The organism is Streptomyces sp. NPDC007983, assembly GCF_042958345.1.
Classification (GTDB): Bacteria; Actinomycetota; Actinomycetes; order Streptomycetales; family Streptomycetaceae; genus Streptomyces.
On record NZ_JBIBJI010000003.1, the window covers coordinates 386,788 to 412,885 of the forward strand.

The following is a 26,098-nucleotide window of genomic DNA, read 5'->3' on the forward strand; positions in this document are numbered from 1 at the left end:
ACAGTCCGTCACATGGACTGGATCGAACGCGTCGGCAACCTGCGGCAGTGGACCCACAAGGGGTTACGGGCACCGCACAAGCCGCTGCTGATGCTGTACGCCCTGGGGCGCTTCCAGCAGGGGCCCGACGAGGGGCTCCGCTACTCGGACGTCGAACGGGACCTGAAGGACCTGCTGCGGGACTACGGGCCTCCGCACGACACCTCGCCCTCGTACCCCTTCCACCACCTGACCAATGACGGGGTGTGGGAGGTGCGCACCGCCGACGGCGGTTCCAGCCCCGGGTCGGGCGTGGGGCAGTTGCGGGAGAGCGGCGCGCAGGGGCGGCTGGTGCCGGAGTTGCGGTCCGCGCTGTCCGCCGAGCCGGAACTGCTGGGGCGGCTGGCGCACGTTCTGCTGGACACGCACTTCCCGCCCTCGCTCCACACCGACATCGCCGCCGCGGTCGGGCTCGACCTGGAGTCGGCGGACGGCGCGGTGGTCGCGACCGTGACGGCACGCGACCGGCGGCGCGCGGCCGAGCTGCGGCGGCAGGTGCTCGTCGCCTACGAATACCGGTGCGCGTTCTGCGGGTTCGACGGGGCCATCGGCCGGGTGCCGGTGGGGCTGGAGGCCGCGCATGTGCGGTGGTGGGCCTTCCGGGGCGCGGACGACCTCTCCAACGCGCTGTGCCTGTGCTCCCTGCACCACAAGCTGTTCGACCGGGGGGTGCTGGGCCTGGACGGCGGGCGGCGCATCATCGTCTCCCGGGAGTTCACCGGCCGCGGCGAGGCGGCCCGGACGCAGGTGCTCGACCTGGTGGACCGTTCGCTCATCGGGCCGCAGCGCGGCAGCGCGACGGTCGCGCCGCAGAACGTCGCCTGGCATACGGAACAGGTCTTCCGCGGCAAGGCCCGAGTGGCGCAGGGGGCATGAGCATGGACCACTCCCCCGCCGCGCGCACCCGGACCGCGGTCGCGTCGGCCCTCGCCGCCGCGGTCATGACCGTGCTGCCCGGGTGCGGCTCTGCCACGAAGGACACCGGAGCGGCCGACGTCAAGCTGCCGCCCGTGGGGGCCGCCTGGGACTACCAGATCGGTGGCGCCTACACGCCGCCCAAGGGCGTCCGGATCGTGAGCCGGGACCGTGCGGACGATCCGGCGCCCGGGCTGTACAACGTCTGTTACGTCAACGCCTTCCAGACCCAGCCGGGCGAGAAGTGGCCGTCCCGGCTGCTGTTGCACGACAAGAAGGGCGAGGTCGTGGGCGACCCCGAGTGGGACGGGGAGTCGGTCCTCGACATCACCACCGCCGCGAAGCGCGAGGAGGCGGCCGAGAAGGTCGGGGCGTGGTTCAAGAGCTGCGCCGACAAGGGATTCGACGCCGTCGAGCCCGACAACCTCGACACGTTCACCCGCTGGCCCGACCTGCTGACCGCCGACCAGGCCACGGCGTATGTGTCGCTGCTGGCGCGGCGGGCCCACGACCTGGGGCTCGCGATCGCGCAGAAGAACACCGGGCCGCTCGCCGCACGCCGCGCGAAGACCGGGCTGGACTTCGCGGTCGTCGAGGAGTGCGGCAGATACGACGAGTGCGGGGCGTTCGCGAAGCCGTACCGGAACCGGGTGGTCGTCGTCGAGTACGAGGACAAGGGGATGGCGAAGGCGTGCGACGGCTTCGGCGACCGGCTGTCCGTCGTACGCCGCGACCGGGACGTCTCCACCCCGGACGACGAGGGTTACGTCCGCGACGTGTGCTGATCCGCTGCCGCACCTCTGCTGACGGCGCATCTGCCGCGGGCAGAGAAACCTGCCCCCGAAGCCGGTTCGGGCCGACAGTGAAGTGACCGCGGCGAAGGCCGCCGCGGATCACCACGGGAGGCCCGATGCCCGCACCCCTCACCGGCTGGGACCCAGCCCTGAGCCCCCGCGCCGACGACGGCGATACGCCGCCCTCGCGCTTCGACGACCACTTGGCCGCGCAACTCCTCACCCAGCGGATCGTCTTCCTCGGCACCCAGGTCGACGAGGTCTCCGCGAACCGGGTCTGCGCGCAGCTGCTCCTGCTGTCGGCGGAGGATCCGCGCACCGACATCAGCCTCTACATCAACAGCCCCGGCGGCTCGGTGACGGCCGGGCTGGCGATCTACGACACGATGCGGCTGATCCCCAACGACGTCGCGACCCTCGCCATGGGGTTCGCCGCGAGCATGGGGCAGTTCCTGCTCACGGTCGGGACGGCGGGCAAGCGGTACGCCCTGCCCAACGCGCGGATCATGATGCACCAGCCGTCGGCCGGGATCGGCGGGACGACCGCCGACATCGCGATCCAGGCCGAGAACCTGGAGTTCACCAAGACGGCCATCGAGCGCATCATCGCCGAGCACACCGGCCAGACCCGGGAGACGATCTCCCGCGACGGCGACCGGGACCGGTTCTTCACACCCGAGCAGGCGAAGGAGTACGGGATGGTCGACCACATCGTGGAATCGCTGAGCGATGTGCGCCCGGGCGCCCCGCGTCGACGGATGGGGATCTGAGGACATGAGCCAGTACACGATTCCGACCGTCGTCGAGCGCACCACGCAGGGCGAGCGGGCGTACGACATCTACAGCCGGCTGCTGTCGGAGCGGATCATCTTCCTGGGCACGGAGATCGACGACGGCGTCGCCAACGTCGTCATCGCGCAACTCCTCCACCTGGAGTCGGCCGGTCCCGAGCAGGAGATCGCGATCTACATCAACTCGCCGGGCGGCTCGTACACCTCGCTCATGGCGATCTACGACACGATGACCTTCGTGACCGCCCCGATCTCGACGTTCTGCGTCGGCCAGGCGGCCTCGACCGCGGCGGTGCTGCTGGCCGGGGGCGACCCCGGGCGGCGCTTCGTCCTCGAACACTCCCGGGTCCTGCTGGGCCAGCCCGCGACCGGCGGGGCGCGCGGCACGGTGTCCGACCTCAGCCTCCAGGCCAAGGAGATGCTGCGCATCCGGGCCCAGGTCGAGGAGGTGCTGTCCCGTCACACCCCGCACGACGTGGCGACGCTGCGCGCGGACATGGACCGCGACAAGGTGTTCACGGCGCGGGAGGCGGTGGCGTACGGGCTGGCCGACGAGGTGCTGTCCCGGCGGCTGGTCCGCGCCGCGTGACCGCGTAACCGAGGCGGCTCGGGCGGCTCGAGCGGCTCGGGCGGTTCAGGCGGCTCGGGCGGCTCGGGCGGTTTCAGGCGGCGAGCCGCAGCCGGGCCTCGCCCTGATGCGACGTCAGCCGCGCCTGCGGCGCGGCGGCGCCGGCCGTGGCCGTCCGCGCTCCCGCCGCCGTCAGGCGGATGATCTCGCCGTGGGCCAGCGCGAGCAGATCGGCCAGCCCCAGGCCGAGGGCGCGAGCGGCGGCCGCGAGGACTTCCGACGAAGCCTCCTTGCGGCCCCGCTCCAGCTCGGAGAGGTACGGCATCGAGATCCGCGCCGCGTCGGCGACGTCCTTGAGCGTGCGCCGCTGCGCCAGCCGCTCCCGCCGCAGCACGTCCCCGACGACGTCCCGCCACAGTGGCTCCTTGGCCGTTGGGACGGGGCGCAGGGGGATGACGCGGGCTGGTGTCGGCTCGTGGCTGCTCATCCCCTCAGCGTAGAAGCGCCCCGCCCGCCCGTCAGCCGACTCCGCTCTGCCTGCGGCGAAATGACCCTCGACGGCTCGAGCGTGGACGCCCTGGCCGAGCACCACCGCGTCATCCGCCACGACCACCGCGACACCGGACGCTCCACCTGGTCCTACGAGCAGGCCCCCTACCGCCTCGCCGATCTGGCCGAGGACGCGGTCGCGGTGCTGGACGGGCTGGTGCCCACCGACGCCCTCGCCGCGACCGAGGTGCCCACGCTCGTCGTCGCGACCACCGCCGGACCGGTCCTCCCGCTGCCGCACCCGCGGCATGTGGCCCAGGTCATCGCCGGCGCCCGGCTCGTGGAGATCCCCGGCATGGGCCACACCCCTCGGGGTCTGATCGACGCACCGTGGACCGGTCCGCGGGTGGTGCGCGATGCTGGGCCGCACTTCGGCCGCGCTCTTCCCCGCACTCCAGGGAGCCCCATGTTCACCACCCGGCCCACCCTCCAGGGCACCTACGGCATGGTGTCGTCCACGCACTGGCTGGCCTCGCAGTCCGCCATGGCCGTCCTGGAGGACGGCGGCAACGCCTTCGACGCGGCCGTCGCCGCCGGGTTCGTCCTGCAGGTCGTCGAGCCGCATCTGAACGGGCCCGCCGGTGAGGTGCCGATGATCCTCGCCCCCGCGGGCTCCCCGCCGACCGTGCTGTGCGGGCAGGGTCCGGCACCCGCCGGGGCCACCATCGACCACTACACCGGGCTCGGCCTCGACCTGGTGCCCGGCACCGGGCCGCTGGCCGCGGCCGTCCCCGGCGCGTTCGACGCCTGGATGCTGCTGCTGCGCGACCACGGCACGCGGCACCTCGCCGAGGTGCTGCGCTACGCGATCGGGTACGCCGAGCACGGCCACCCCGCGGTCGAGCGGATCGGCGAGACGGTCGAGACCGTACGGGAGCTGTTCGAGACCGAGTGGACGGCCTCCGCCGAGCTGTATCTGCCGGGCGGACGGCCGCCCGTCCCCGGGCGGCTGCTCACCAACCCCGCGTTGGCCGCCACCTGGCGGCGGATCGTCGCCGAGGCGGAGGCGGCCGGTCCGGGCCGGGAGGCGCAGATCGACGCGGCCCGGCGGGTGTGGCGCGAGGGCTTCGTCGCCGAGGAGCTGGCCGCCGCCGCGGCCCGGCCCGCCATGGACTCCTCCGGGGAACGCCACGCGGGCACCCTCACCGGCGACGACCTCGCCGGTTTCGAGGCCACGTACGAGGAACCCGCCCGGTACGACTGGAACGGCTGGACCGTGTGCAAGGCCGGGCCCTGGAGCCAGGGGCCGGTCTTCCTCCAGCAACTCGCCCTGCTGCCGGACGGGCCGGCCGCCGCCGACCTCGGCACGCCCGGCCTGCTGCACACCCTCATCGAGGGCGGCAAGCTGGCCATGGCCGACCGGGAGGCCTGGTACGGGGACGCCGCCGACGTACCGCTCGCGGACCTCCTCTCCCGCCCGTACGCCGAGGAACGGCGGGCGCTGGTGGGCGAGCACGCCTCGTACGAGCTGCGCCCGGGGCGCCCCGGCGGCCGCGAACCCCGGCTGAGCGAGCAGGCGCTGGCCGCCGTCGCCCGGTCGGCGTCCGGCGGAACCGGTCCGGCCGCCGGGCCCGGCGGCGGGGAGCCGACCGTCGGCGGCGCGCCGACCACCGGCGGGGAACCGGCCGTCGGCGGTGAGCCCGCCATCGGCCCGGACGGCGTCACCCGGGGCGACACCTGCCACCTCGACATCGTCGACCGCTGGGGCAACATGGTCGCCGCCACCCCCAGCGGCGGCTGGCTGCAGTCCAACCCCGTCATCCCCGCGCTCGGCTTCCCGCTCGGCACCCGGCTCCAGATGGCCTGGCTGGACCCGGGCCTGCCCAACTCCCTGACCCCCGGGCGCCGCCCGCGCACCACCCTCTCCCCCTCGCTCGCGCTGCGCGGCGACACCCCGGTCCTCGCCTTCGGCACCCCGGGCGGCGACCAGCAGGACCAGTGGAGCCTGCACTTCTTCCTCCATGTCGCGCTGCGCGGCGCGGCCGTACGCTCCGGGCTCGACCTCCAGGGCGCCATCGACGCGCCCAACTGGCACCAGGAGAGCTTCCCCGGCTCCTTCCACCCCCGCGCGATGACGGCGGGGCGGGTCGTGATCGAGTCGCGGGCCGGTGAGGACACGGTCCGCGCGCTGCGGCGGCGCGGCCACGACGTTGTGGTGGGCGGGGCCTGGTCGGAGGGGCGGCTGTGCGCGGTGGCGCGCGACCCGGAGACGGGAGTGCTGCTGGCCGGGGCCAACCCCCGGGGCGCCCAGGGGTACGCGGTGGGCCGCTGAGCCCGGCATGACCGGCGAGCTGGTCCCCGGGCGAGTACCCGACGTCCGCCGCGCGGAGCTTGGCGGCGCGTTCGGCCGGGTCGTAGTCCCGGCCCACGCCCTCCACGAGGACCACGTCCCCCTCGATGTGGTCCGTCCGCAGCGGCAGGATGTCCTGGCAGGCGGGCGACACGTACCACTCCCGGGCCCGCACCGCATCCGGGAACTCGATCAGGATCACGCTGCCCGGCCACGCGCCCTCCACGACCTCCGCCGGGCCGCCGTGGATGAGGAAGCGGCCGTGGAAGGGATCGAGGGTCGCCTGGATGCGCTCCAGGTACGTGACGATGTCCGGGTGCGGGCTACGGCCTCGCAGATGGGCCAGGGCATAGGCGGTCATGGATCCTCCCGGCGGGTTCGTGGCGGCCGTCGTCGGGCCGCCGATGCGGAACCACCCTCGCGCGGACGCCCGGGAACGGTCGATTACCCCGGACGTAAGGCCGCACGGGAAACGGTGGGTCAGTCCGTGAGCCCCAGGTCCTCCCGCATGAGCCGCCGCATCGCCGCCAGCCGGGGCTCGGCGTCCTTCAATTCCAGCAGGGCCACCGCCGCGGTCTCCCCCTCCCGCGCCACGCCCCGGTCGATGCGCTTGGCCATCGCGTCGATCCCGGCGAGGACCGTGTTCAGGTCGCGGGACGCGGCGAGCACCCGCTCGGGGACGATCATCTGCGCCTCGGCGTACTGGTCCCGGTAGTCGCGCCGGGCCTCCTCCAGCCGGTCGCGGTCCTCGTCCGTGTAGACGCCGTCCCGGATGCGGTGCAGCGCGTCCTTGAGGAGGGTGTGGAACTGCCGGGAGGCGCGGTTCATGGCGGTGTAGGCGGCCCGGCGTTCCTCGAAACCGCGTCGCCGCTCCTCGGCAATGGCCTCCTCTGCGCGCTGACGCGCCGTCAACCGCTGGTGCAGCAGGGGCGAGAAGAGCGTGCCGAGGACACCGACGACGGCGGTGATCATGGCGGCTATGACAGCGGACACGACGTAGACCCTAATGGCCACCGAAAGGGACCTCACCAGCGCCGGAGTATGCGTACTAAGGTGCGGTTCATGGCAGCTCCGCCCTCCGACGCGCGAGCCGAACGCGCCGACGACGTGCTCGCCCTCGCCCGGCTCGCCGCCCGGCGCGGGGCGGTACGAGCCATGCTCGACTGGCTCACCCGGCGCACCGGCGGCCCTGCCATGCTCATCGGAGCCGACGGTTCCGTGCTGGCCACGGCGGACGACCCGCCGCCGCCCGCGTCGCTGCGGCGGCTCGCCGCCGAGGCGGCCGTCGAACTGCACCGCCGCGGCGTGCCGTCCGGGGTGCTCGGCGGGGGCGAGGCGCGCCCGGTGCACCTGGTCTCGCTCGGGCCCACCGAGACCCGGGACCCGGCGCCGTATCTGGCGGTCGTCGCGCCCTCCGCGCCGCGCTGCGGGCTGCTGCTCGCCGACGCGTCCCGCACCCTCGGCCTGAGCTGGCGGGTCGAGGAGGCCGAACGGGCGCGCCGCCGCGTCGAGTCGGCCGAGGCGTACAGCCGGGAGGCGGTGCTGCATCTGCTCATGGTCGGCAGCGTGCCCGCGGCGCAGCGGATCGCCGCCGCGCTGCGCCCGGCGCTGCCCGCCGTGGTCCAGGTGTATGTGATCGAGTGCCCGGTCGACCGGCGGCGCGAGATCGCGGCGCGGATCCACGATTCGGTGCGCGGCCGGGCATGGCTGGTGCCGTGTCCGGTGCGCCCCAACCATCTGATCTCGCTGGTCCCGGCCCAGGGGGAGCCGGTCGCGCCGGACGGCGAGCCGCTGGACCGGCTGATCACCCGGCAGGAGACGGAGTGCCGGGTCGGGGTGAGCGCGGAGGTCGCGCTGCGGGACGCCCCGGTCGGCTACGAGCAGGCGTTCCACGCCCTGGCGGTGGCCCGTAACGCACCGCAGCGGTGCGCCGGTTTCGGCGGGCACAGCGATGTGACGGTGCTGGCGAGCCCGGAGGGGCACGTCTGGGCGAGCGAACTGCTGGCGCCGTGCCTGGAGTACGTGCCGACCCGTCGCGCCGACCCCGGCGCGGCGGAACTCCTCGGCACCCTCGGCTCCTGGCTCAGCTTCGGCAGCGCCGCCAGCCGCCACCTCAAGATCCACCGCAATACGCTGGCCGCGCGGATGCGCCACCTCGACGGGCTGCTCGGCGTGGGCGTCAGCCACAGCCTGGCCGCCCAGTCCGCCGCCTGGCTGGCGCTGCGGCTGCACCAGGCGCCCCGCGGCACGGCCCCGGCCGGGCACCCGGCCACCCTGGACGGTCTGCTGTCCGCGCCCACCGCCGCGGTCTGGGCGCGGGCGCAGCTGCGGCCGCTGGAGCAGGCGAAGCTGACGGCGGGTCACGAGACGGTACGGGCCTGGCTGCGCGCCGACGCCCGGCTGCCCGCGGCCGCCTCCGCTCTCGGGATCTCGCTGCCCGGGGCCCGTAAGCGGCTGACGAGGGCCGAAGACGTGCTGGGGAGGTCGCTGCTGAGCGCGCCGAGCGCGAAGTACGAACTGTGGCTGGCGATGCGGGCGTTGGGCGACCTCTGATCCGCCCGCTCACCGGTCACCGTTCGAACGGCAACCGCGCGGCGCCGTCACTGTGCAGTTCGTTCCTCGCCGCCCCCGCTGCCCCCGCCTACTGTCCTGGGTGACCGCAGGTCCGCGATCCGGCCCGGCCCGCCGGGCCGCCCGCGCCGCGGTCTCCTGGGCCGCCACCGATCCGGGGACGGACGCCGCGCGACCACGGGGGTGTCGCGTGGCGTCCGGCCCCGTCACCTTTCCAGGGCTGTCACCTTCCCAGGCCCGTCCCCTTCAGTCCCGCCACCTTCCAGGCCCGTCACGATCCCAGGATCGTGGTCAGGAACTCGCCCGTCCACGCCAGCAGTTCCCGCCCGACCAGCGGCTTTCCGCCGATACGGGCCGTCGCCGGGCGGGGCACCAGGACCTGCTGGGTGGCGGGCTTGACGATCGCGCGCTGGTAGAGCCGCTTGAGGCGCAGCTCCTGGGACTCGCGCAGCTCCACCGGCCCGAAGCGGATGTTGGAGCCCTGGAGGGTGATGTCGGAGACGCCGCACGAACGGGCCAGCAGCCGCAGGCCCGCGACCAGCAGCAGGTTCTCCACCGGCTCGGGCAGCGGCCCGTAGCGGTCGGTCAGCTCCTCGCGGACGGCGCGGATGTCGTCCTCACTGTTGGCCGAGGCGATGGCGCGGTACGCCTGGAGGCGCAGCCGCTCGCCCGGGGCGTACTCGTGCGGGACGTGCGCGTCGACCGGGAGCTCGATCTTGACCTCCAGCGGCGCCTCCTCCACCTCGCCGCCGTCCGCCTCCAGCGTGGCCCGGTAGTCGGCGACGGCCTCGCCGACCATCCGTACGTACAGGTCGAAGCCGACGCCCGCGATGTGCCCTGACTGCTCGCCGCCGAGCAGATTGCCCGCGCCGCGGATCTCCAGGTCCTTCATCGCCACATACATACCGGCGCCCATCTCGGTGTGCTGGGCGATGGTGGCAAGCCGCTCGTGGGCGGTCTCGGTGAGCGGTTTCTCCGGCGGGTAGAGGAAGTACGCGTATCCGCGCTCGCGGCCCCGCCCGACCCGGCCGCGCAGCTGGTGCAGCTGGGAGAGGCCGAAGTTGTCGCCGCGCTCGACGATGAGCGTGTTGGCGTTGGAGATGTCGATGCCGGATTCGACGATCGTCGTGGAGACCAGGACGTCGAACTTCTTCTCCCAGAAGTCGACCACGACCTGCTCCAGGGCGCCTTCCGACATCTGGCCGTGGGCGGTGGCGATGCGCGCCTCGGGCACGATCTCGCGGAGCCGGGCCGCGGCCCGGTCGATGGACTCGACCCGGTTGTGGATGTAGAAGACCTGGCCCTCGCGCAGCAGTTCACGGCGGATGGCCGCGCCGATCTGCTTCTGCTCGTACGGCCCGACGAAGGTCAGCACCGGGTGGCGCTCCTCCGGCGGGGTGGTGATCGTGGACATCTCGCGGATGCCGGTGACCGCCATCTCCAGGGTGCGCGGGATGGGGGTGGCGGACATGGTCAGCACGTCCACATTGGCCCGGAGCTTCTTCAGCTGCTCCTTGTGCTCCACGCCGAAGCGCTGCTCCTCGTCGACGATGACCAGGCCCAGGTTCTTGAACTTGGTCTCGGAGGAGAACAGCCGGTGGGTGCCGATGACGACGTCGACCGAGCCCTCCCGCAGGCCCTCCAGGACGCCCTTCGCCTCGGTGTCGGTCTGGAACCGGGACAGCGCCTTGACCACGACCGGGAACTGCCCGTACCGCTCGCTGAAGGTGCCCATGTGCTGCTGGACGAGCAGCGTCGTCGGCACCAGCACCGCGACCTGCTTGCCGTCCTGGACCGCCTTGAAGGCGGCGCGCACCGCGATCTCCGTCTTGCCGTAGCCGACGTCGCCGCAGATCAGCCGGTCCATCGGGACCGACTTCTCCATGTCCTCCTTGACCTCGCCGATCGTGGTGAGCTGGTCGGGGGTCTCCGCGTACGGGAAGGCGTCCTCCAGCTCGCGCTGCCAGGGCGTATCGGGGCCGAAAGCGTGGCCGGGAGCGGCCATCCGGGCCGAGTACAGCTTGATCAGATCGGCCGCGATCTCCTTCACGGCCTTCTTGGCACGCGCCTTGGTCTTCGTCCAGTCGGCGCCGCCGAGCCGGTGCAGCGTGGGGGCCTCGCCGCCCACGTACTTGGTGATCTGCTCCAGCTGGTCGGTCGGGATGTAGAGCCGGTCGCCGGGCTGGCCGCGCTTGGCCGGGGCGTACTCGACGACCAGATACTCGCGGGTCGCGCCCTGCACGGTGCGCTGCACCATCTCGATGTAGCGGCCCACGCCGTGCTGCTCGTGGACGATGAAGTCGCCCGCCTCGAGGGTGAGCGGGTCGATCGTCTTACGGCGGCGCGCGGGCATCCGCGCCCCGTCCTTGCCCGCCGCCTTCTGCCCGGACAGATCCGTCTCGGTGAGCACGGCCAGCTTCAGACCGGGGTCGACGAAGCCGTAGTCGATGGACCCGCACGCCACGTGCACCACGGACGGCTTGATCTCGCCGAGCTCCGCGTCGAGCCGCGCCGCGATCCCCTCGCCGCTCAGCACCTCGACGGTGCGGGAGGCCGGGCCGTGGCCCTCGGTCACGTACACCGCGCGCCATCCTTCGGCGAGCCAGCCCTTGGTGTCGGCCAGCGCGCGGGCGGTGTCGCCGCGGTAGGTCTCGGGGGCGTGCATCCCAAGTGCGAGGGTGTCTTCGTCCAGCTCGGCGTCGGCCGCGAAGGGGCTCACCGACCACCACATCATGCCCAGCTCGCGGGCCCGGTCCCGGACGTCCGCCAGCCCCCACAGCGAGGCCGCGCCCACGTCGATCGGCGCCTCCCCGCCACCCGCCGTGGCCGCCCACGACGCCTGCAGGAACTCCTGCGACGTGGCCACCAGATCCGCCGACCGGGTCCGCACCCGCTCCGGGTCGCACACCACCGTCATGCTGCCCGCGGGCATCACGTCCAGCAGCAGCTCCATGTCGTCGACCAGCACCGGCGCCAGGGACTCCATGCCCTCGACGGCGATCCCCTCGGCGATCTTGCCCAGCAGCTCGCCCAGCTCCGGGTGCTCCTCGGCGAGGGCCGCCGCCCGCTCCCGTACGTCGTCGGTCAGCAGCAGCTCACGGCAGGGCGGGGCCCACAGGCCGTGCTCGGCGACCTCCAGGGACCGCTGGTCCGCGACCTTGAAGTAGCGGATCTCCTCGATGTCGTCGCCCCAGAACTCGATCCGCAGCGGATGCTCCTCCGTCGGCGGAAAGACATCCAGGATGCCGCCGCGCACGGCGAACTCGCCGCGCTTCTCGACCAGCTCCACCCGGGAGTACGCGGCGGCCGCGAGCCCGTCCACGACCTCCTCCAGATCGGCGCTCCGCCCGGCCCGCAGACTCACCGGCTCCAGCTCGCCGAGCCCCTTGACCTGCGGCTGCAGCACCGAACGCACCGGCGCCACCACCACCGACACCGGCCCCGCGGCCGGGTCGTCGGGGCTCGGATGCGCGAGCCGGCGCAGCACCGCGAGCCTGCGGCCGACGGTGTCCGAACGCGGCGAGAGCCGCTCATGCGGCAGCGTCTCCCACGACGGGTACTCCACCACCCCGTCCGGCGGCAGCAGCGAGCGCAGCGCGGCCGCCAGATCCTCGGCCTCCCGGCCGGTGGCGGTCACCGCGAGCACGGGCCGCCCGGCGGAGCGCGCCAGCGCGGCGACGGCGAAGGGCCGGGCGGCGGGCGGCCCGACCAGATCCACATGGGGGCGGTTCCCGTCGGCGGCAGCGCGCACCGCCTCGGCGAGCGCGGGGTCCCGTACGACGGCGTCGAGCAGACCGGTGAGGCTCATAAAGGGGTATTCCATCCCGGAGACGGACAACGCGAATCACCCGACACGTCACACGGGCCGGGGGTCTTCCAGAGTACGGCCCCGCGCCGACATCCTCCGCCGGGCGCGGTTTGTCCGGTCATACGGTGACGGCGCCCCCCGGCCGCCCCCGGCCGTCCCCGGAGTAACACCACGCCCGCATCTGGCCCAACTCAGCGCGCGGCCCGGCACGCCCTGTGAACAGACTGATGCACATGGCAGAGCGAGAGCGGCGCGCGACCGGCGCCGAGACCAGCCGCAGGACGCGGGAACGGGAGCGCGAGCCCGAACCCGGACCCGAGCAGGCGGCCGGGCACGCCTGCGAACGGCTCGCCGCGCTGATCACCCACCCCACCGAGGGGGTGTCCGCGGTGCGGCGGACCGAGGACGGCTGGCGGGTGAGCGTGGACGTGCTGGAGGTCTCCCGCATCCCCGACACCACGAGCCTGCTGGCCACCTACGAGGTGGACCTCGACCAGCGGGGCGAGCTGCGCGAGTACCGGAGGGTCCGCCGCTACCGGCGCGGTGCGGCCGACGACTGCTGAGAGGACCTCCGACCATGGCTCCCACCACCTACACCGAGGAAGTCGTCTGCGTTCCGCGGGCGGGCACCCTGTACGACGTCCTGGAGCTGATCCTCGACCGCGGCATGGTGATCGACGTGTTCATCAGGGTCTCCCTGGTCGGCATCGAGATCCTGAAGATCGACGCCCGGGTCGTGGTCGCGAGCGTGGACACCTACCTGCGCTTCGCGGAGGCCTGCAACCGCGTGGACCTCGAATACGACCGCAGCAGCCGCACCGTGCCCGAGCTGTTCGGCGCGGGCGGCGGGGGCGGCACCGCGGCGGGGGCGGTGGCCCAGGGCCTCGGCAAGCGGAAGGCCAAGAAGGCCGTCGGCGCCGTGGAGGAGAAGGTCAAGCAGGCCGTCGGCGGCGGTGACGAGGACGAACCGGAAGAGGAGTCCCGGCCGCGGCGCCGCACCGGCGCCGCGCCCCGCACCCGCCGCCGCTCCGAGGAGGACTGACCCATGGCCGAGACCGCCGCGCCCCGCAGCGTGTACGTCTACGGCGTCGTCCACGCCCGCCGCGTCCTGCCGCCCGGCCGCACCGGCGTCGGCGCGCACCCCGCCCCGCTGCGCACGCTGCGCGCCGGTGAGCTGGCCGCCGTCGTCAGCGACGCCCCGGACGGCTTGCGCGCCAAGCGGCGCGACCTCCTCGCCCACCAGGAACTGGCGCTCGCCCTCGCGGCGGACGGGCCGGTGCTGCCCATGCGCTTCGGGATGGTCGCGCCCGACGAGGAGGTGGTGCGCCGCCAGCTGGAGTCCTCGCACGGCGACTGCCTCGCCGCCCTCCACCGGGTCGACGGCCGGGTCGAGATGAACCTCAAGGCGGTCCCCGCCCAGGGCGATCTGCGGTCGCTGGTGCGCGAGGACCCCGAGGTCGCCCGGCTGCGCGCGGCCGCCCGCCGCACCCCGGGCTACGAGGCCAGCCTGCGGCTCGGCGAGGCCGTGGCCCAGGGGCTCACGCGCCGGGCCACGGCCACCGCGGCCGCGGTGCTGGCCGAGCTGTCGGAGGTGGCGGACGAGCGGGTGGCCGGGCCGGAGGTGCCGGGGTGCGTGCTCAACGCGTCCTTCCTCCTCGCCCGGGCCGAGATGCGGCGCTTCCACACCGTGGTGGAGCGGCTGGCGGCCGAGCACGGCGGCCATGTCGAGCTGCGGCTGACCGGGCCGCTGCCCTGCTACAGCTTCGTGGAGCCCGCATGGGCGTGCTGAGCGAGATCGCGCTCCTGCCGCTGGCGCCCGTACGGGGCGTGGTGTGGGTCGCGGAGTGCCTGCGGGACGCCGCGGAACGCGAGACCTGCCACCCGTCCGTGGTCCGGGCCCGGCTCGCCGCCCTCAACGAGGCCCTGGAGTCCGGGGCCATCGGCCCGGAGGAGTTCGACCGCGAAGAGGACCGACTGCTCGACCTGCTGGAACGAGGGACGACGCCCCGTGGCTGACCACCGCACCGACCGCGATCTGCTGTGCACCCCGCCCCCGACCACCGGCCCGCCCACGTCCGATCTCGCCGAGATCCTGGAACGCGTCCTCGACAAGGGCATCGTCATCGCCGGTGACATCAAGATCGACCTGCTGGACATCGAACTCCTCACCATCCGGCTGCGGCTGTTCGTCGCCTCCGTCGACACCGCCCGCAAGGCCGGGATCGACTGGTGGGAGACCGACCCCGCGCTGTCCTCACGCGCCCGGCGGGACGCGCTCGCCGAGGAGAACGCGCGGCTGCGCGAGCAGCTGGAGTCCTACGAATCCGCCGAGCTGACCGGAGCCGCCCGGGGAGGCGAGGGCGCGTGACCCCCACCCTCACCTACGCCTACGCCGTATGCCGCCCGCACGAGGCCCTGCCCGGCACCGACGCCCCCGTCCGCATCCTGACGGCGGGCCCGCTCACCGCCGTCGTCCAGGACGTACCGGCCGCCGACCACACCGAAGAGGCCCTGCGCCGACGCCTCTCCGACCGCGCCGAACTGGAACGCTGCGCCCGCGCCCACCACGAGGTGATCACGGCGGTCTCCGCCGTTACCGCGACCGTCCCTCTCCCCCTGGCCACCCTCTACCGAAGCGACGAGCGGATCCGGGAGGCCCTGCGCGAGAAGGAGACGTCCTTCCTGGCCGCCCTGGACCGGCTCGCGGGCCGCCAGGAATGGGGCGTAAAGGTCTACGCCCCCACCACTCCCCCGCCCGTCCGGGAAACAGCCGCGGTGGACACCGGCCGCGCCTACCTGGACCGCGTCCGCAACCGCCACCAGGGCCGCGAACAGCGCCAGAACGCCGCCCTCCAGGCCGCCGAGCGCGTGGACGCCGTCGTACGCGGCTTCGCCGTGGCCACCCGGCGGCTGCGTCCGCACGGCGTCGAGGTCACCGGCAAGGACCGCGCCCACATCCTCAACGCGGCCTACCTCCTCGACACCGCCCGGACCCGCGAACTCCGCGCCGCCCTGACCTCGCTGCGCCGGGACGAGCCCGCGATCCAGATCGACCTGTCGGGCCCCTGGCCCCCGTACTCCTTCACCGACGCCTTCGCCGGCACCGGGGCCGCCCCATGACCACCGCCGCCTGGGGCACCGTCCCCGCCGAGGCCCACGGCCCGATCGGCGTACCGCTCGTCGACCTCCTCGACCGGGTGCTCGCCACCGGGGTCGTCGTCAGCGGCGACCTCGTCATCGCCATCGCCGAGGTCCCCCTCATCCGGCTCTCCCTGCACGCCCTGCTGTCCTCCGTCAACGAACGCGTCCCCGCCCCCTGGACCGACGGCGGCCCGCTGTGACCGACACCCGCGTCGACCTCGACCCCGCCGCGATGGGCCGCGACCTGGTCGCCCTCGTCCTGACCGTGGTCGAACTCCTCCGCCAGCTGATGGAACGCCAGGCCCTGCGCCGTATCGACGCGGGCGGCCTCACCGACGACCAGATCGACAGCATCGGCACCACCCTGATGCACCTGGACCGCCGGATGACCGAGCTGTGCGACCAGCACGGCCTCACCCTGGAAGACCTCAACCTGGACCTGGGCCCCCTGGGCACCCTGCTCCCCCGCGACTAGGGCGCGCATCGGGTCGTGGATCAGCCGGGATGGCGGGTCAGACCACGGCGAGCCGGTCCACCAGCAGCTCCATCCTGTGCTCGGCGTCCCCCGGCGGCAGCCGTCCCGCCCGGGTCAGGGTCGCCAGCCCGTGCAGGGACGCCCAGAACACCTCGGTGAACAGCCCCGGGTTGACGCCGTCCCCGGCGACCTCGCCGAGGCTCTCCAGCAGCGCGGCGAAGGCGTCCTTGAGAGGTTCCGGGGTGTCCTCCTGTGCGTACGCCAGACCGCCGTCGAGCTGGAAGATGGCGTCGTAGACCGCCGGGTTGGAGGCCGCGAAGTCGAGGTAGGCACGGGCGAGTGCGGCAACCCGCTCGCGCGGGCCGTCCACGGCGGCGGTCGCGGCCCGCACCGCCGCGGCCAGCTCGGTGGAGCCCTGGAGGGCGACGGCACCGATGATCTCCCGCTTGCCGCGGAAGTGGCTGTAGAGGACGGGCTGGCTGTATTCGATGCGCTCGGCGAGCCGGCGGGTCGTGACCGCGTCCCAGCCCTGCTGCTCGGCGAGTTCGCGGGCGGTCGCCACGATGAGCCGTTCGCGGCTCGCCCGTTCGCGCTCCTTGCGTTCCTGTACCGACATGACTTGATTCTAGCATCGCTAGACAGAAGAGCGGCAGCAGCGCCAGAAACTGGCGGTCAGGCCGCCCCGGCCGGGTCGAAGGCAGCCGCACGCGGCGGCGCGAGCCACACCAACCGCGCGGTCACGCCCTCCAGCAGCGCGAAGTGCCGGGTCGCCCGGTCGGGCGAGGGCAGGCTGAACCTCCGCCGCCCGTCGACGCTGGTGACGTCCGCGTGCCCGTCCTGGTACGCCATGCCCCACGCCGCGACCTCGGCGTCCCGCCAGCCGTTCTCCAGGGCGAATTCCTGGACGCCGGCGAAGAGTCGGGGTGCGGTGCCGAGGACGAGTGCGCGCACCTCCTGGTCGAAATCGAACGGCTCAGGGGCGGTGTGGTCCGGCGATACGGTGACCATGGAAGTCTCCCGTCAGGAAGTGGGGTTGGGCCGGGAACTCATGGCGCATCAGGGCAACGCCCCGTCCCAGCAGGTGATTTACACGCTCGAAAACAACCGTTGGATCCGGGGATACAGCTCCGAGCAGTCGGCCTGCCCGGCCATAGGTGTACTCCGTGAGCACACCGTCCGCGTCCTTGGCGACCAGTTGACCCGCGTCGTCCAGATGATGGGTGATGGTCTGTCCGAGCGGGTTGGTGCGAGTGAGAGACCGGCCCGCGATGTCGTAGGTGTAGCGGAGGATGCGGCCGTCGAAATCCTTCTCCGCGACAACACGGCCGACCGCGTCGTACTCGTACTCCCAGCTCAGGCCCCGCCCGTTGAGAACCCTGAGGAGCCGCAGTTCGGTGTCGTACACGAATTCATGCCGAGCGCCATCGGGCGTCGTGCGAGCAACAGGCTGGTCGAAGTGTGTGTACGCGTAGCGGGTCACCCCGCCATTCCGGTCGGTTTCCGTGAGGCAGTTGCCCTCTGCGTCGTACGTCCACGAACACTCGCTGCCGTCGGGCTCGACCCTGCGCTGCAACAACCCTTCGGTGGTCCACTCCAGGAGGGTGACGCCCCCCATCGGGTCGGTCACCGCAACCGGGCGGCCAAAGGCATCCCGGGTGACGGTGGTGGTGGTGCCCAGAGCGTCGCTCAAGGAGATCGGAATGCCTGCCCCGTCGGTCGTGAAGGTCTCACGGCCGCCCGCGGCATCCACGATCGCTCGAATCGCTCCGTGGGCATCGTGCTCGAAGCGCGTCGTCGCTCCGTCCGGCCCGAGCAACGCGACATGGTTGCCGCGGTTGTCGTACTCGTAGCGCCACACCGCCCCATCCGCATCGGTTACCTCGACAGGCAGATGCAGTTCGCTGTAATGCGCGGTGACTTCCGTGCCGTCGGGCATGCGGACGGCGCGCAGGTCTCCGTTCTCGTCCCAGGTCCATACCGCGGTGCGGCCGTGGTCGTCGGCGCGCATGAGCAGGTTGTCGTGACGGTCCCACTCCTGTCGGACCGTGTGGCCGAGTGGATCGGTCTCGGCAATGATCTGCAGGTGCTCGTTGAGCTGGTAGGTGGTGACCGCACCGGTGGAGTCGGTGTAGCGGGTTGTCCGGGCTTCCGTGTCGTAGGTGAAGCTCGAGGAGAGGTATCCGTCGGGGCCGACTGTGTCCGTAACACGACCCGCCGTGTCATACACGTACCGGTAGGTGGAGCTGTTGCGGTCTGTCCAGGAGGTGATGCGGCCGTCCGGGTCGTAGGTGAACCGCAACGGGAGACCGGAGGAGTTGGTGACCGCGTCCAGGTTGCCCTGCTCGTCGTAACCGTAAGTCATGACGGTGACCGGCCCGCCGGTAGCGGCCAGGGCAAGGGTGCGCACACGCCCGTCCTGAACGGTCAGCCGGACCCGGTAGCCGCCGTCATGCATGACGGCTAACGGGGTGCCGTCACCTCGGCGATCGACGGTGACGAGGTTGTCATTGCGGTCCTCGATGTCGGTGAGCCAGTAGGCGACGGACTCGTTGTACGGACTGCCGGTGAACCATCTGGTCAGGCCGGTGTCCGGCTCGGTGATGCGGTATTTGGTATCCGCGTTGTCGGTCCCACCGAAAGAGAGCGGCAGCCTCGGGCCTTCCACAGGCATGACGGGCTCGGTGTCCTGCGGGCGCGGCAAGCGCGGGTAGACCAGGAGCGAGCCGTCCTCACGGGCCCAGACCGCGCCTCCGCCGAGCGGATCGAGTTCGATGCGCTCATCCAGGGTGGAGGCCCAACTGCGGCCGAAGAAGTGCCCATAGCGGTAGCTGGAGATGTGCGTGCGTTGCAGGATGAGGGGCAACACCCCGGGCAGGGACATGTCGGTCTGCCCCAGCACCATCTCGCCGGATGCCACGTCGACCGGGTCGGTCGCACAACGCCGCTTGGCTAGTGCTCTGACCGCATAGGTTCGCCGGGTTGATGGGCGAGGCGGAGGCTACAGAGGCGATTGGATCTGAGGATCCGACGCAAAGTCAGGAAGAGATTGGAGCGCCGGTGCGAAGGCGCTTGTAACGTGCGGGTGTGGTGCCCACGTGGCGTGTGAAGTGTCGGTTCAGGTGGGCTTGGTCGTGGAATCCCACGGTTGTGGCGACCTCAGCGGGCCGGTGACCGTCGAGGAGGAGTCGACGTGCTTGATCGATGCGCCTGCCGGTGAGGTAGGTGTGTGGCGGCAGGCCGTATGTCTGCTTGAAGCAGCGGATCAGGTGAGTGGGGTGGGCATGCAGGATGGCGGCGGCGTCGTGCAGGGATATACCGACGTGGATCCGTGAGTCCAGTAGTTCCCGCAGCTCGGCGGCAAGCCGGTTTGCCTCGCGCCCTGGTGCGCGGGGCTGGAGCGCGTCGAGGTGGAAGTGGAGTCGTTCACGGATGAGCGAGAGGCGGGACTCGGCTTCGAACCCGTCTCCGGCATGGACGAGAGCGGCGTGTAACTGGTCGATCCGGTAGCGCAGCAGCCCGTCGCTGAAGACTGGAGCGTCCACCGCGCGGCCGACCAAACGCTGCGGGAGTACGGAGTCGTCGAGGTAGAGGTTGCGCTTGTGGAAGCCTGCCGCCGTGACGGTCCGACCGTCATGAGGGACGCCGGGAGGCAGCAGGAGGACGCTGGCGGTACCGGTCGCTCCATGGCGGCGGCGGTCGAGTGTGAAGTCGACCGAGCCATGGTCGAGGATCATCAGGTCCCACGTGTCGTGAGTGTGGGCCGGGTACGCGTGGTCGGTGAAGTGCGCGTGGAAGACCTCGGCGATCCCCGGGACTGGCGGCCTCCAGGCGCTGATGGACGTGCGGGGTCGGTCTCCGGTTGCCATGCCAGGAACGTACAAGACTGGCGGAGTCCGAGCGCGGCAGGCTCGTGACGCCGGCCGGAGGGCCTGAGAGGTCGCTCCCGGTTGACCGGCTTTGGGAAGGATGCCGTATGTCCAAGTCTGCTGTTCCTGTCAACCTCGCCGACAAGCTGTCGCAGTTCAGCGAGCTGTGGTCGCAGAAGAAAGTGGCTGTGCTGAACGACTACGAGGTCAAGCTGGCCAAACTGAAGGGGGAATTCGTCTGGCACACCCACGAGGACACCGATGAACTGTTCCTGGTCATCAGCGGGCGGCTCACCATCCAGCTCAGGGATGCCGATGTGGTGCTGGAACCTGGCGAGTTGTTCGTGGTTCCCCGTGGAGTCGAACACTGCCCTGTGGCAGACGAGGAGACCGCGATCCTGTTGTTCGAACCGGCGGGAACGCTCAACACCGGTGACGCAGGAGGGCCGATGACCAAGGCGGCCGAGATCCTCAGCTGACACGCAGGGCGTGTGGTCAGGCCGCGGCCTTGAGGGGGCGTCCGCCCCAGCGGATGCCCTTCTCACGGCGGATCCGGGCGCGTTCGCGGCGTTCGGCGGCCAGGACGTCTCGGTGGCGGGCATTGGCGTTGCGCCAGCGCAGGTAAGCGTGGAGGGCCCGGGGTCTGCACGGTGTGGTTGGGGTGGCGGGAGTTGGCGATGGTGAACTGCCGTAGCGGCCCGAAGTGGGCCTCGATCGGGTTGGCCCAAGAGGCATAGGTCGGGGTGAAGCACAGCTCGACCCGGTGTCTATCAGCCCAGCGGCGGATATCGGCGCCCTTGTGGGCGGACAGGTTGTCCAGGATCACGTGGATGGGTGCGCCGTCGGGTCGGGCGGCACGGATCGACTTCAGTGCCGCCAGCGTGTTCCCGGCTCCCTTCCTGCGGCGGTTGACGCCCCACAGGGTGTCGTCGCCGACCGAGTAGCAGCCGTGGAAATACCGGACCCCGTGAGTGCGGTGATAGGTAGCGGGCAGCCGGTCGGGGTGCCCCTGCTCGGCCCAGACCGAGCCCGCGGTGGGCCGGATCCCGAGCGGGCCGAACTCGTCGAACGCGAAGACCCGGTCCGGGAAACGGTCCAGGACCTCCTCGATCCGGTCCAGCTTCGCCTCGCGCTCCGGATCCGGGGACTCCTTCCAGGTCTTGGTGCGCTGGAAGGTGACGCCGCGGCGCGCGAGCAGGCAACGTAACGCCTCGCGGCCGATACGAATGACCCTGCCGTGCACTTTCCGCAGGTAGGCGACCAGTTTGCGCACCGACCAGCGGGTGAAGGGCTGCCCGAGTTTGGCCGGGCGGGTGGTGGCCGTCTCGATAACGAAGTCCTCATCGTCAAGGCTGAGCAGGCGGGGACGGCCTCCCGCCCACTTAGGGTCCAGGCAGGACAGACCGATCTCGTTGAACCGGTGGATCACATCCCGGACGGTGTCTTCGTCGGCCTGCACCAGCTGGGCGATCACCGGCACGCGGTTCCCGCCGGCCGAGGCCAGCAGCATCATCGCGCGCCGGTATCGCACCGAACTCGTGCTGCCGCGGCGCACGATCTGCTGCAGCCGCTGCCCCTCCTGGTCGGTCAGTCTGCGCACGCGCACAGGCTCGGCCACCACACCTCCCAGCGGTCGGAACGGACGTCGCCGCCCATCCAAACGCCCCAACCTCCGGCCCGGCGAACCTATGCGGTCACAGCACTAGCGGAATGCCCTTGCCGCGCCGATCCTCCTTGGCGTCTCTCAGCGAGTTCGGCTTGGCGTGGGATGCGCCCCTTTTCCCGTCACCGTTGCGAGAGTTACCGCCGCCCCGGCCGCCTTTCTCCCTGCGGCCCTTACCGAAACCGGCACCTATGTCGATGTCATTGTTCTTGTGGTCGGTGGATATTTGTTTGACCGCTTTGGGCAGCTTGCTGCTGACGTGATCGCCCATGGTCTTGAGCGCCTTCTCCAAGGCGTCCATGGCCTTGTCCGCGACCGGATCCATGGCCTCGGCGAGGCTGTCACGGCCGCGCGTGCGGCTGTGATGCGCCTTGGCGGTGGAGAGCTTGCCTGCCGTCTTTGTATGGAAGTTGACGCTCAGTCCACTGAGCTGGGTGGATGCGTGGTCGTGCTCCTTGTGGTCGATGCGCAGCCTCTTCGCCCCGCCACCCCCGCCACTCCCCGCACCGTCCGCGGAGGCCAGTTGCATGGCATCCTTGGCCCCCTGAACGCCTTCTTTGAAGCCGTCCTTGCCTGCCTGCCCAGCCTGATCGAGGTCGACTCCATCCTGCAACCCGAGGGCGGTCGCACCCACTTGCACCACGAGGTCGGCGGCCATGCCCTCCAGTGCGGCCACAGCCGGTTCGGTCAGCGCCGCGGTGATGTAGCCGAGGGCCTCCTCCCCGCACTCCTTGATCAGACGCCTGACAACCTCCTGGGTCGCCCGTATCGCCCCCGCTCCCAGCAATGCCGACAAACCACCGGTCACGGGGATCAAGGACAGCGCGACACCGGCCTCCTCGGCCAGATAGCCCAGCTGGACGATTGCCGCGCCCTTCATGGCCTCCACGGCTGTGGCGGCGGTATCAAGCGCGCCGGCGATGGTGCGCGCAGCCGATGAGATGTCCTTGAGGTGTTTGTCCTTGACCTGGCCCCAGTGAAGGTTGAGAGCGTCAAGTGCCTCGCCGGAGCCGGATGACAGCAGGCGCGACACATGACCGTTGGCGAGTTGCCCGTCGTCCTCGAGGTCATCGGCGAAGTCCCGCAAGGAGTCCGCCATGTCCCGGTAAGCGTCCTCGTCGACGTTCGGCCAGGACACCCCGATCACATCCAGCAAAGTGTCGGCCCAGTCCGGCACCGTGACAGCCATGTCCTTGATCCCCCCTCACCAACACACGATCACGGCATGTACATGCACATCAAGTTTCGCCTGTGATCGTTTTTGGCTGTCGAAGGCGCGCGGATGACGTAAGTTGCGTCTCTTTCTTGTCTTAAAACCGTCCCGCGCCCCCGGGCCCGTCAGAAGGAGGCCCGTCAAAGGAGGTCTGGCGCCCCCTACCCACTCACACCGCCGGGAGCCGGTCCGTCCCCGTGTGCGGACCGGCTCCCGGTGGGGCTGGGCTCAGCCGTTCTCCACGACCATCAGCGTGTTGCCGTCCGCGTCACGGAAGCTGAACATCGGCGGGACCGGGGCGCCCCAGCGCTGGACCTCCGGGTCGGTGTCGACGCCGCGTGAGCGCAGGGTGGCGTGGTCGGCGTCGATGTCCTCTGAGGTGAGGATCAGGCCGGTTTCGGTGCCCTCGGCGGTTTGGCCCTCGCGCGGGAGGACGAGCGCGATGCCGGTCGGGGCGGCCGCCGGGCCCACCTCGATCCAGCGCATGCCGTCGCCGAAGGGGATGTCGGCACGCTTCTCGAAGCCGAGCGTGTTGACGTAGAAGTCGAGCGCCCGGTCCTGGTCGGCGACGGTGACGGCGACCCGGCCGACCTCGGTGAGCCGGGTGCCCTTCGCGGTCTCGGTCATGGGGACCTCCCTGGTGGTGATGGGTTATACCGGTATGACCGGGGCGCGGGGCGAAACTCATCGGTGCGGTTCCGCTTGACCTTCGAGCCGGATGAAGGCCGAGCATGACGGTCATGGACGACGACGAGCCCCTGATGGGCATCGGGGCCTTCGCCCGCCGGGTCGGGCTGGCGCCGAGCGCGCTGCGGTTCTACGACGACTGCGCGGTGCTGCGCCCCGCGCGGGTGGACGCGGCCACCGGGTATCGGTACTACGCCCCGGAGCAGGCGCCCCGTGCCACGCTGCTGCGGCGGCTGCGCGAGGCCGGGCTGCCGCTGGTCGACGCGACCGCGGTGCTGGACGGGCCGCCCGAGGAGGCCCGGGAGGTGCTGCGGGACCAGCTGCGGCGGACCCGGGAGTCGGCGGCGGCCGCCCGCGCGGCGATCGAGGACGTGTTGCGCACGCTGCCGGGCGGGGCGCGCCGCGCCGAGGTCCGGGTCGGCGGGGCGGAGCTGGCGGGGGCGGTACGGCAGGTGGGCCCTGCGGTGGCGGCGGGCGCGGTGCGGGAGGAGTTCCCGGTGCTGGGCCGCGTCCTGATCGAACTCGCCGACCAGGAGCTGCGGCTGGTGGCCACCGACCGGTACCGGCTGTCCGTACGGGCGCTGCGGCCGCTCGCGATCAGCGGTGAGCCGTGCGGGCTGACCGTCGAGGTGGAGGAGCTGCGGGAGGTCGCGGGCTGGGTGCGGGGGCTGGCGGAGGTCTCGATCGAGGTGGATGGGGCCGACGTACGCGTGCGCGGGGGCGGGGAGGAGCGGACGCTTGCCGTCGCGGACGAGGTGTTCCCCGCGTACCGCATGGTGCTGGACGGGCTCGCCGCCGCCCGGCACCGGGTGATCACCGACCGGACGGCGCTGTGCGCGGCCCTCACGGGACGGGACAGTGACGGGCCGGTCGTCATGCGGACCGGTGACGGCGGACTGACGGTCGAGGGTGGGCCGGTGCTGCCCGCCCTGTGCACCGGGGCGCCGTTGCGCATCGCGTTCGACCCTGCCGTCCTGCCGGCCGCGCTGGAGGCCGGCGTGGGGCCCGATGTGCTGCTGGAGATCGCCTCGGACAGTGAGCCCGTTGTCGTCCGGTCTGCCGATCAGGGCAGTTTCACGACCCTCGTCATGCCCGTCCGCATCCCATGAAGGAGACCGCCGTGGATCCCGACAACCTGGTGGTCCGGCTGTGCGTCGAGGGCATGGCCGCCGAGGCCGAGGGGCGGGCCGCCGACGCCCGCGCCCGCTTCCGGCAGGCGTGGGACGTCGCCACCGACGACTACGAGAAGTGCGTGGCCGCGCACTACCTGGCCCGGCACCAGTCCACCCCCGAGGAGACGCTGCGGTGGAACCAGGAGTGCCTGGACCGCGCGGACGCGGTCGGCGACGACCGGGTCCGCGGCTTCTATGCCTCGCTGCACGTGAACATGGGCTCGGCGTACCGGGCGCTGGGCGCAGCGGATGAGGCCCGGGAGCACTTCGTACGCGCCGCCGCGCGCATCGGCGACGTACCGCCGGGGAGCTACGCGGACTGGACCCGCTTCGGCATCGCCGAAGGCCTGCGCACCACCGGCCGCGACGCGGAACTCGAAGCGCTCCTGCACCGGCTGTGCGCCCGCGGCGAGCTGCGGGCGCTCGGGGTGATCCTGCCGCCGTACCTCGGCGACCTCGGTACGGAGGAGGACCGGGAGCGGCTGGTCACCGCGCTGCGCATGGTGCACGTCGCCCGCTGGCTGGCGGACGGGGAACAGGACGCGCTGGGCGCGATCATCGGGTCGGCGTCCACCTGATGGGACGACGGCTGTACGAGACGATGCTGTACTGGGAGACCGCCGATCAGGACTCCCTCGCTCGACGACTCGGAGCACGAGTGGGCCGCGCTGTGGAAGCCGCTGTTACGTGGTGTAGCGGGTGGCGAGCCGCGGGCTCTGGCCGCCGAAGGCGGCGAGGTCGGCGGTGAAGACGTCCTGCAGGAGTTGGTAGTCCTCGACGCCGGGGGCGCTGACGGTTTCTCCGAGCTCCAGGCCGCGCAGGGCGCCGGTGACGAGGTCGTCCGCGCTCATGCGGGGCACAGCGCTCATGTCCAGGCCCTGTGAGGAGTGGAACTCGGTGGCGACCACGCCGGGGCAGACGACGCCGACCTTGACGCCGGAGTCCTCGACCTCGGCAGCGAGGGTCTGGGTCATGGCCACGAGGTAGGCCAGGGTGCCGGCGTAGGCGGCGCGGCGCGGCATGACGGACTTGTCGGCGGGGCCGGAGAAGGCGATCATGCCGGCGACGTTGAGGATGGTGCCGCTGCCGCGCCGCTGCATGCCGCCGACGGCGGCGCGCATCAGCTGGGTGGGGGCGAGGACTTTGACGTTGACCAGGTCACGGGCCTTGTCGGCCGGGAGGTCGGCCAGCGGCATGTAGTGGGATACGCCGGCGTTGTTGACCAACATCTCCAGTGGCTCGTCGACGCAGTAGGACGCGACGGCGTCGATGCCCTCCTCGGTGGACAGATCCGCGGCGACGGTGCGCACCTTCACATCGGGGTGGTCGGCGGCGAACTGGTCGAGGCGGTCCTGGCGGCGGCCGACGGTGATCAGGTCATAACCGTCGGCGGCGAAGCGCTCGGCGAACGCCTTGCCGATCCCGGAGGTCGCGCCGGTGACGAGTGCGAGCTTGCTCATGAGGGGGTGTTGCCTTTCGGTGTCCGGCTCAGGTTGGCCATCGGCAGGCCCTGATCGCCCAGTCCGATGGCTCCGACCACGGGAGTGTTCCGTGGT

The 26,098-nt window shown here is 71.9% G+C and carries 26 protein-coding genes and 4 pseudogenes; 18 read left to right on the plus strand and 12 right to left on the minus strand.

Features of this window, described 5'->3' with window-relative positions:
• Positions 1 to 12 precede the first annotated feature (12 nt).
• The 4 genes from ACFZCY_RS10770 to ACFZCY_RS10785 all read left to right on the plus strand — a co-directional run bounded on the left by ACFZCY_RS10770 (position 13) and on the right by ACFZCY_RS10785 (position 3,128).
• A complete protein-coding gene (locus ACFZCY_RS10770; protein WP_391171098.1) occupies positions 13 to 915 on the plus strand; it encodes a phosphorothioated DNA-binding restriction endonuclease in 903 nt (300 codons plus the stop codon).
• Positions 912 to 1,739 carry an endo alpha-1,4 polygalactosaminidase gene (locus tag ACFZCY_RS10775; RefSeq protein WP_391171100.1) on the plus strand — a complete coding sequence of 276 codons (828 nt, stop codon included), beginning with the start codon at positions 912 to 914 and terminating at the stop codon, positions 1,737 to 1,739. The genes ACFZCY_RS10770 and ACFZCY_RS10775 overlap by 4 nt, the downstream gene beginning before the upstream one ends.
• 125 nt (positions 1,740 to 1,864) lie before the next feature.
• Positions 1,865 to 2,518, plus strand: a complete 654-nt coding sequence (locus ACFZCY_RS10780) for an ATP-dependent Clp protease proteolytic subunit (RefSeq protein WP_391171102.1) — start codon at positions 1,865 to 1,867, stop codon at positions 2,516 to 2,518.
• Between the two features lie 4 nt (positions 2,519 to 2,522).
• Complete coding sequence (locus tag ACFZCY_RS10785; protein WP_361486145.1) at positions 2,523 to 3,128, plus strand: ATP-dependent Clp protease proteolytic subunit; 606 nt, start codon at positions 2,523 to 2,525, stop codon at positions 3,126 to 3,128.
• 73 nt (positions 3,129 to 3,201) lie between these two features.
• Here the strand turns inward: ACFZCY_RS10785 and ACFZCY_RS10790 are convergent, their stop codons facing one another.
• On the minus strand, positions 3,202 to 3,594 hold the full coding sequence (locus ACFZCY_RS10790; RefSeq protein ID WP_391171105.1) for a helix-turn-helix domain-containing protein: 393 nt from the start codon (positions 3,592 to 3,594) through the stop codon (positions 3,202 to 3,204).
• Positions 3,595 to 4,062: 468 nt separating this feature from the next.
• On the opposite strand from ACFZCY_RS10790, the gene ACFZCY_RS10795 reads away from it, so the two are divergent.
• Positions 4,063 to 5,928, plus strand: a complete 1,866-nt coding sequence (locus tag ACFZCY_RS10795; RefSeq protein ID WP_391172115.1) for a gamma-glutamyltransferase — start codon at positions 4,063 to 4,065, stop codon at positions 5,926 to 5,928.
• Positions 5,929 to 5,974: 46 nt separating this feature from the next.
• Here ACFZCY_RS10795 and ACFZCY_RS10800 read toward each other — a convergent pair.
• Positions 5,975 to 6,307 (minus strand): annotated as a pseudogene (locus ACFZCY_RS10800) (DUF1330 domain-containing protein); the annotation flags it as partial.
• A 119-nt stretch (positions 6,308 to 6,426) separates the two neighbouring features.
• Positions 6,427 to 6,939 carry a hypothetical protein gene (locus ACFZCY_RS10805; RefSeq protein ID WP_391171107.1) on the minus strand — a complete coding sequence of 171 codons (513 nt, stop codon included), beginning with the start codon at positions 6,937 to 6,939 and terminating at the stop codon, positions 6,427 to 6,429.
• Positions 6,940 to 7,008: 69 nt separating this feature from the next.
• Here ACFZCY_RS10805 and ACFZCY_RS10810 point away from each other — a divergent pair, with 69 nt between their 5' ends.
• Positions 7,009 to 8,499, plus strand: a complete 1,491-nt coding sequence (locus tag ACFZCY_RS10810; RefSeq protein WP_391171109.1) for a helix-turn-helix domain-containing protein — start codon at positions 7,009 to 7,011, stop codon at positions 8,497 to 8,499.
• Between the two features lie 289 nt (positions 8,500 to 8,788).
• Here the strand turns inward: ACFZCY_RS10810 and mfd are convergent, their stop codons facing one another.
• Positions 8,789 to 12,325, minus strand: a complete 3,537-nt coding sequence (gene mfd, locus ACFZCY_RS10815) for a transcription-repair coupling factor (RefSeq protein WP_391171111.1) — start codon at positions 12,323 to 12,325, stop codon at positions 8,789 to 8,791.
• 233 nt (positions 12,326 to 12,558) lie between these two features.
• On the opposite strand from mfd, the gene gvpO reads away from it, so the two are divergent.
• From gvpO to ACFZCY_RS10855, 8 genes are read left to right on the plus strand one after another with little or no spacing between them, the layout of a single operon-like run.
• The gene (gene gvpO / locus ACFZCY_RS10820; RefSeq protein ID WP_391171113.1) at positions 12,559 to 12,888 is read left to right on the plus strand and encodes a gas vesicle protein GvpO; all 330 of its coding nucleotides are present in this window, start codon (positions 12,559 to 12,561) and stop codon (positions 12,886 to 12,888) included.
• Positions 12,889 to 12,902: 14 nt separating this feature from the next.
• A complete protein-coding gene (gene gvpJ, locus ACFZCY_RS10825; protein ID WP_391171115.1) occupies positions 12,903 to 13,367 on the plus strand; it encodes a gas vesicle protein GvpJ in 465 nt (154 codons plus the stop codon).
• Positions 13,368 to 13,370: 3 nt separating this feature from the next.
• Positions 13,371 to 14,114 (plus strand): GvpL/GvpF family gas vesicle protein, encoded by a 744-nt coding sequence (locus ACFZCY_RS10830; RefSeq protein WP_391171117.1) that lies wholly within the window; start codon positions 13,371 to 13,373, stop codon positions 14,112 to 14,114.
• A complete protein-coding gene (locus ACFZCY_RS10835; RefSeq protein WP_391171119.1) occupies positions 14,102 to 14,341 on the plus strand; it encodes a gas vesicle protein GvpG in 240 nt (79 codons plus the stop codon). The genes ACFZCY_RS10830 and ACFZCY_RS10835 overlap by 13 nt, the downstream gene beginning before the upstream one ends.
• Before the next feature lie 19 nt (positions 14,342 to 14,360).
• On the plus strand, positions 14,361 to 14,693 hold the full coding sequence (locus ACFZCY_RS10840; RefSeq protein ID WP_391172117.1) for a gas vesicle protein GvpJ: 333 nt from the start codon (positions 14,361 to 14,363) through the stop codon (positions 14,691 to 14,693).
• Entirely contained in the window at positions 14,690 to 15,445 is a 756-nt protein-coding gene (locus ACFZCY_RS10845; RefSeq protein ID WP_391171122.1) for a GvpL/GvpF family gas vesicle protein, read from the plus strand. The genes ACFZCY_RS10840 and ACFZCY_RS10845 overlap by 4 nt, the downstream gene beginning before the upstream one ends.
• Entirely contained in the window at positions 15,442 to 15,666 is a 225-nt protein-coding gene (locus tag ACFZCY_RS10850; protein WP_055548419.1) for a gas vesicle protein, read from the plus strand. Before ACFZCY_RS10845 ends, ACFZCY_RS10850 begins: the two co-directional genes overlap by 4 nt.
• Positions 15,663 to 15,941, plus strand: a complete 279-nt coding sequence (locus ACFZCY_RS10855; RefSeq protein ID WP_391171124.1) for a gas vesicle protein GvpK — start codon at positions 15,663 to 15,665, stop codon at positions 15,939 to 15,941. Before ACFZCY_RS10850 ends, ACFZCY_RS10855 begins: the two co-directional genes overlap by 4 nt.
• Before the next feature lie 37 nt (positions 15,942 to 15,978).
• Here the strand turns inward: ACFZCY_RS10855 and ACFZCY_RS10860 are convergent, their stop codons facing one another.
• From ACFZCY_RS10860 to ACFZCY_RS10875, 4 genes are all read right to left on the minus strand, one after another.
• The gene (locus tag ACFZCY_RS10860) at positions 15,979 to 16,557 is read right to left on the minus strand and encodes a WHG domain-containing protein (RefSeq protein WP_391171127.1); all 579 of its coding nucleotides are present in this window, start codon (positions 16,555 to 16,557) and stop codon (positions 15,979 to 15,981) included.
• A gap of 56 nt (positions 16,558 to 16,613) precedes the next feature.
• Complete coding sequence (locus tag ACFZCY_RS10865) at positions 16,614 to 16,949, minus strand: hypothetical protein (RefSeq protein WP_391171129.1); 336 nt, start codon at positions 16,947 to 16,949, stop codon at positions 16,614 to 16,616.
• Entirely contained in the window at positions 16,915 to 18,858 is a 1,944-nt protein-coding gene (locus ACFZCY_RS10870) for a DUF6531 domain-containing protein (protein WP_391171131.1), read from the minus strand. The genes ACFZCY_RS10865 and ACFZCY_RS10870 overlap by 35 nt, the downstream gene beginning before the upstream one ends.
• Before the next feature lie 118 nt (positions 18,859 to 18,976).
• A complete protein-coding gene (locus tag ACFZCY_RS10875) occupies positions 18,977 to 19,807 on the minus strand; it encodes an AraC family transcriptional regulator (protein ID WP_123105663.1) in 831 nt (276 codons plus the stop codon).
• Between the two features lie 107 nt (positions 19,808 to 19,914).
• Between ACFZCY_RS10875 and ACFZCY_RS10880 the strand changes: the two genes are divergently transcribed.
• Positions 19,915 to 20,286, plus strand: coding sequence for a cupin domain-containing protein (locus ACFZCY_RS10880; RefSeq protein WP_123105665.1), 372 nt, complete (start codon positions 19,915 to 19,917; stop codon positions 20,284 to 20,286).
• A 16-nt stretch (positions 20,287 to 20,302) separates the two neighbouring features.
• On the opposite strand, the pseudogene ACFZCY_RS10885 reads toward ACFZCY_RS10880, so the two are convergent.
• The 3 genes and pseudogenes from ACFZCY_RS10885 to ACFZCY_RS10895 all read right to left on the minus strand — a co-directional run bounded on the left by ACFZCY_RS10885 (position 20,303) and on the right by ACFZCY_RS10895 (position 23,310).
• A pseudogene (locus ACFZCY_RS10885) lies at positions 20,303 to 21,425 on the minus strand (IS630 family transposase).
• 85 nt (positions 21,426 to 21,510) lie between these two features.
• A pseudogene (locus tag ACFZCY_RS10890) lies at positions 21,511 to 22,659 on the minus strand (type IV secretion protein Rhs); the annotation flags it as partial.
• A gap of 252 nt (positions 22,660 to 22,911) precedes the next feature.
• Positions 22,912 to 23,310 carry a VOC family protein gene (locus ACFZCY_RS10895; protein WP_391171134.1) on the minus strand — a complete coding sequence of 133 codons (399 nt, stop codon included), beginning with the start codon at positions 23,308 to 23,310 and terminating at the stop codon, positions 22,912 to 22,914.
• A 113-nt stretch (positions 23,311 to 23,423) separates the two neighbouring features.
• On the opposite strand from ACFZCY_RS10895, the gene ACFZCY_RS10900 reads away from it, so the two are divergent.
• The 3 genes and pseudogenes from ACFZCY_RS10900 to ACFZCY_RS10910 form a co-directional block, all read left to right on the plus strand.
• On the plus strand, positions 23,424 to 24,479 hold the full coding sequence (locus ACFZCY_RS10900) for a MerR family transcriptional regulator (protein ID WP_391171136.1): 1,056 nt from the start codon (positions 23,424 to 23,426) through the stop codon (positions 24,477 to 24,479).
• An 11-nt stretch (positions 24,480 to 24,490) separates the two neighbouring features.
• Positions 24,491 to 25,120 (plus strand): hypothetical protein, encoded by a 630-nt coding sequence (locus tag ACFZCY_RS10905; protein ID WP_391171138.1) that lies wholly within the window; start codon positions 24,491 to 24,493, stop codon positions 25,118 to 25,120.
• Positions 25,105 to 25,232 (plus strand): annotated as a pseudogene (locus ACFZCY_RS10910) (dihydrofolate reductase); the annotation flags it as partial. The gene ACFZCY_RS10905 and the pseudogene ACFZCY_RS10910, both read left to right, overlap by 16 nt.
• On the opposite strand, the gene ACFZCY_RS10915 reads toward ACFZCY_RS10910, so the two are convergent.
• Entirely contained in the window at positions 25,226 to 26,002 is a 777-nt protein-coding gene (locus ACFZCY_RS10915) for an SDR family NAD(P)-dependent oxidoreductase (RefSeq protein WP_391171140.1), read from the minus strand. The pseudogene ACFZCY_RS10910 and the gene ACFZCY_RS10915 overlap by 7 nt on opposite strands.
• Positions 26,003 to 26,098: the final 96 nt, after the last annotated feature.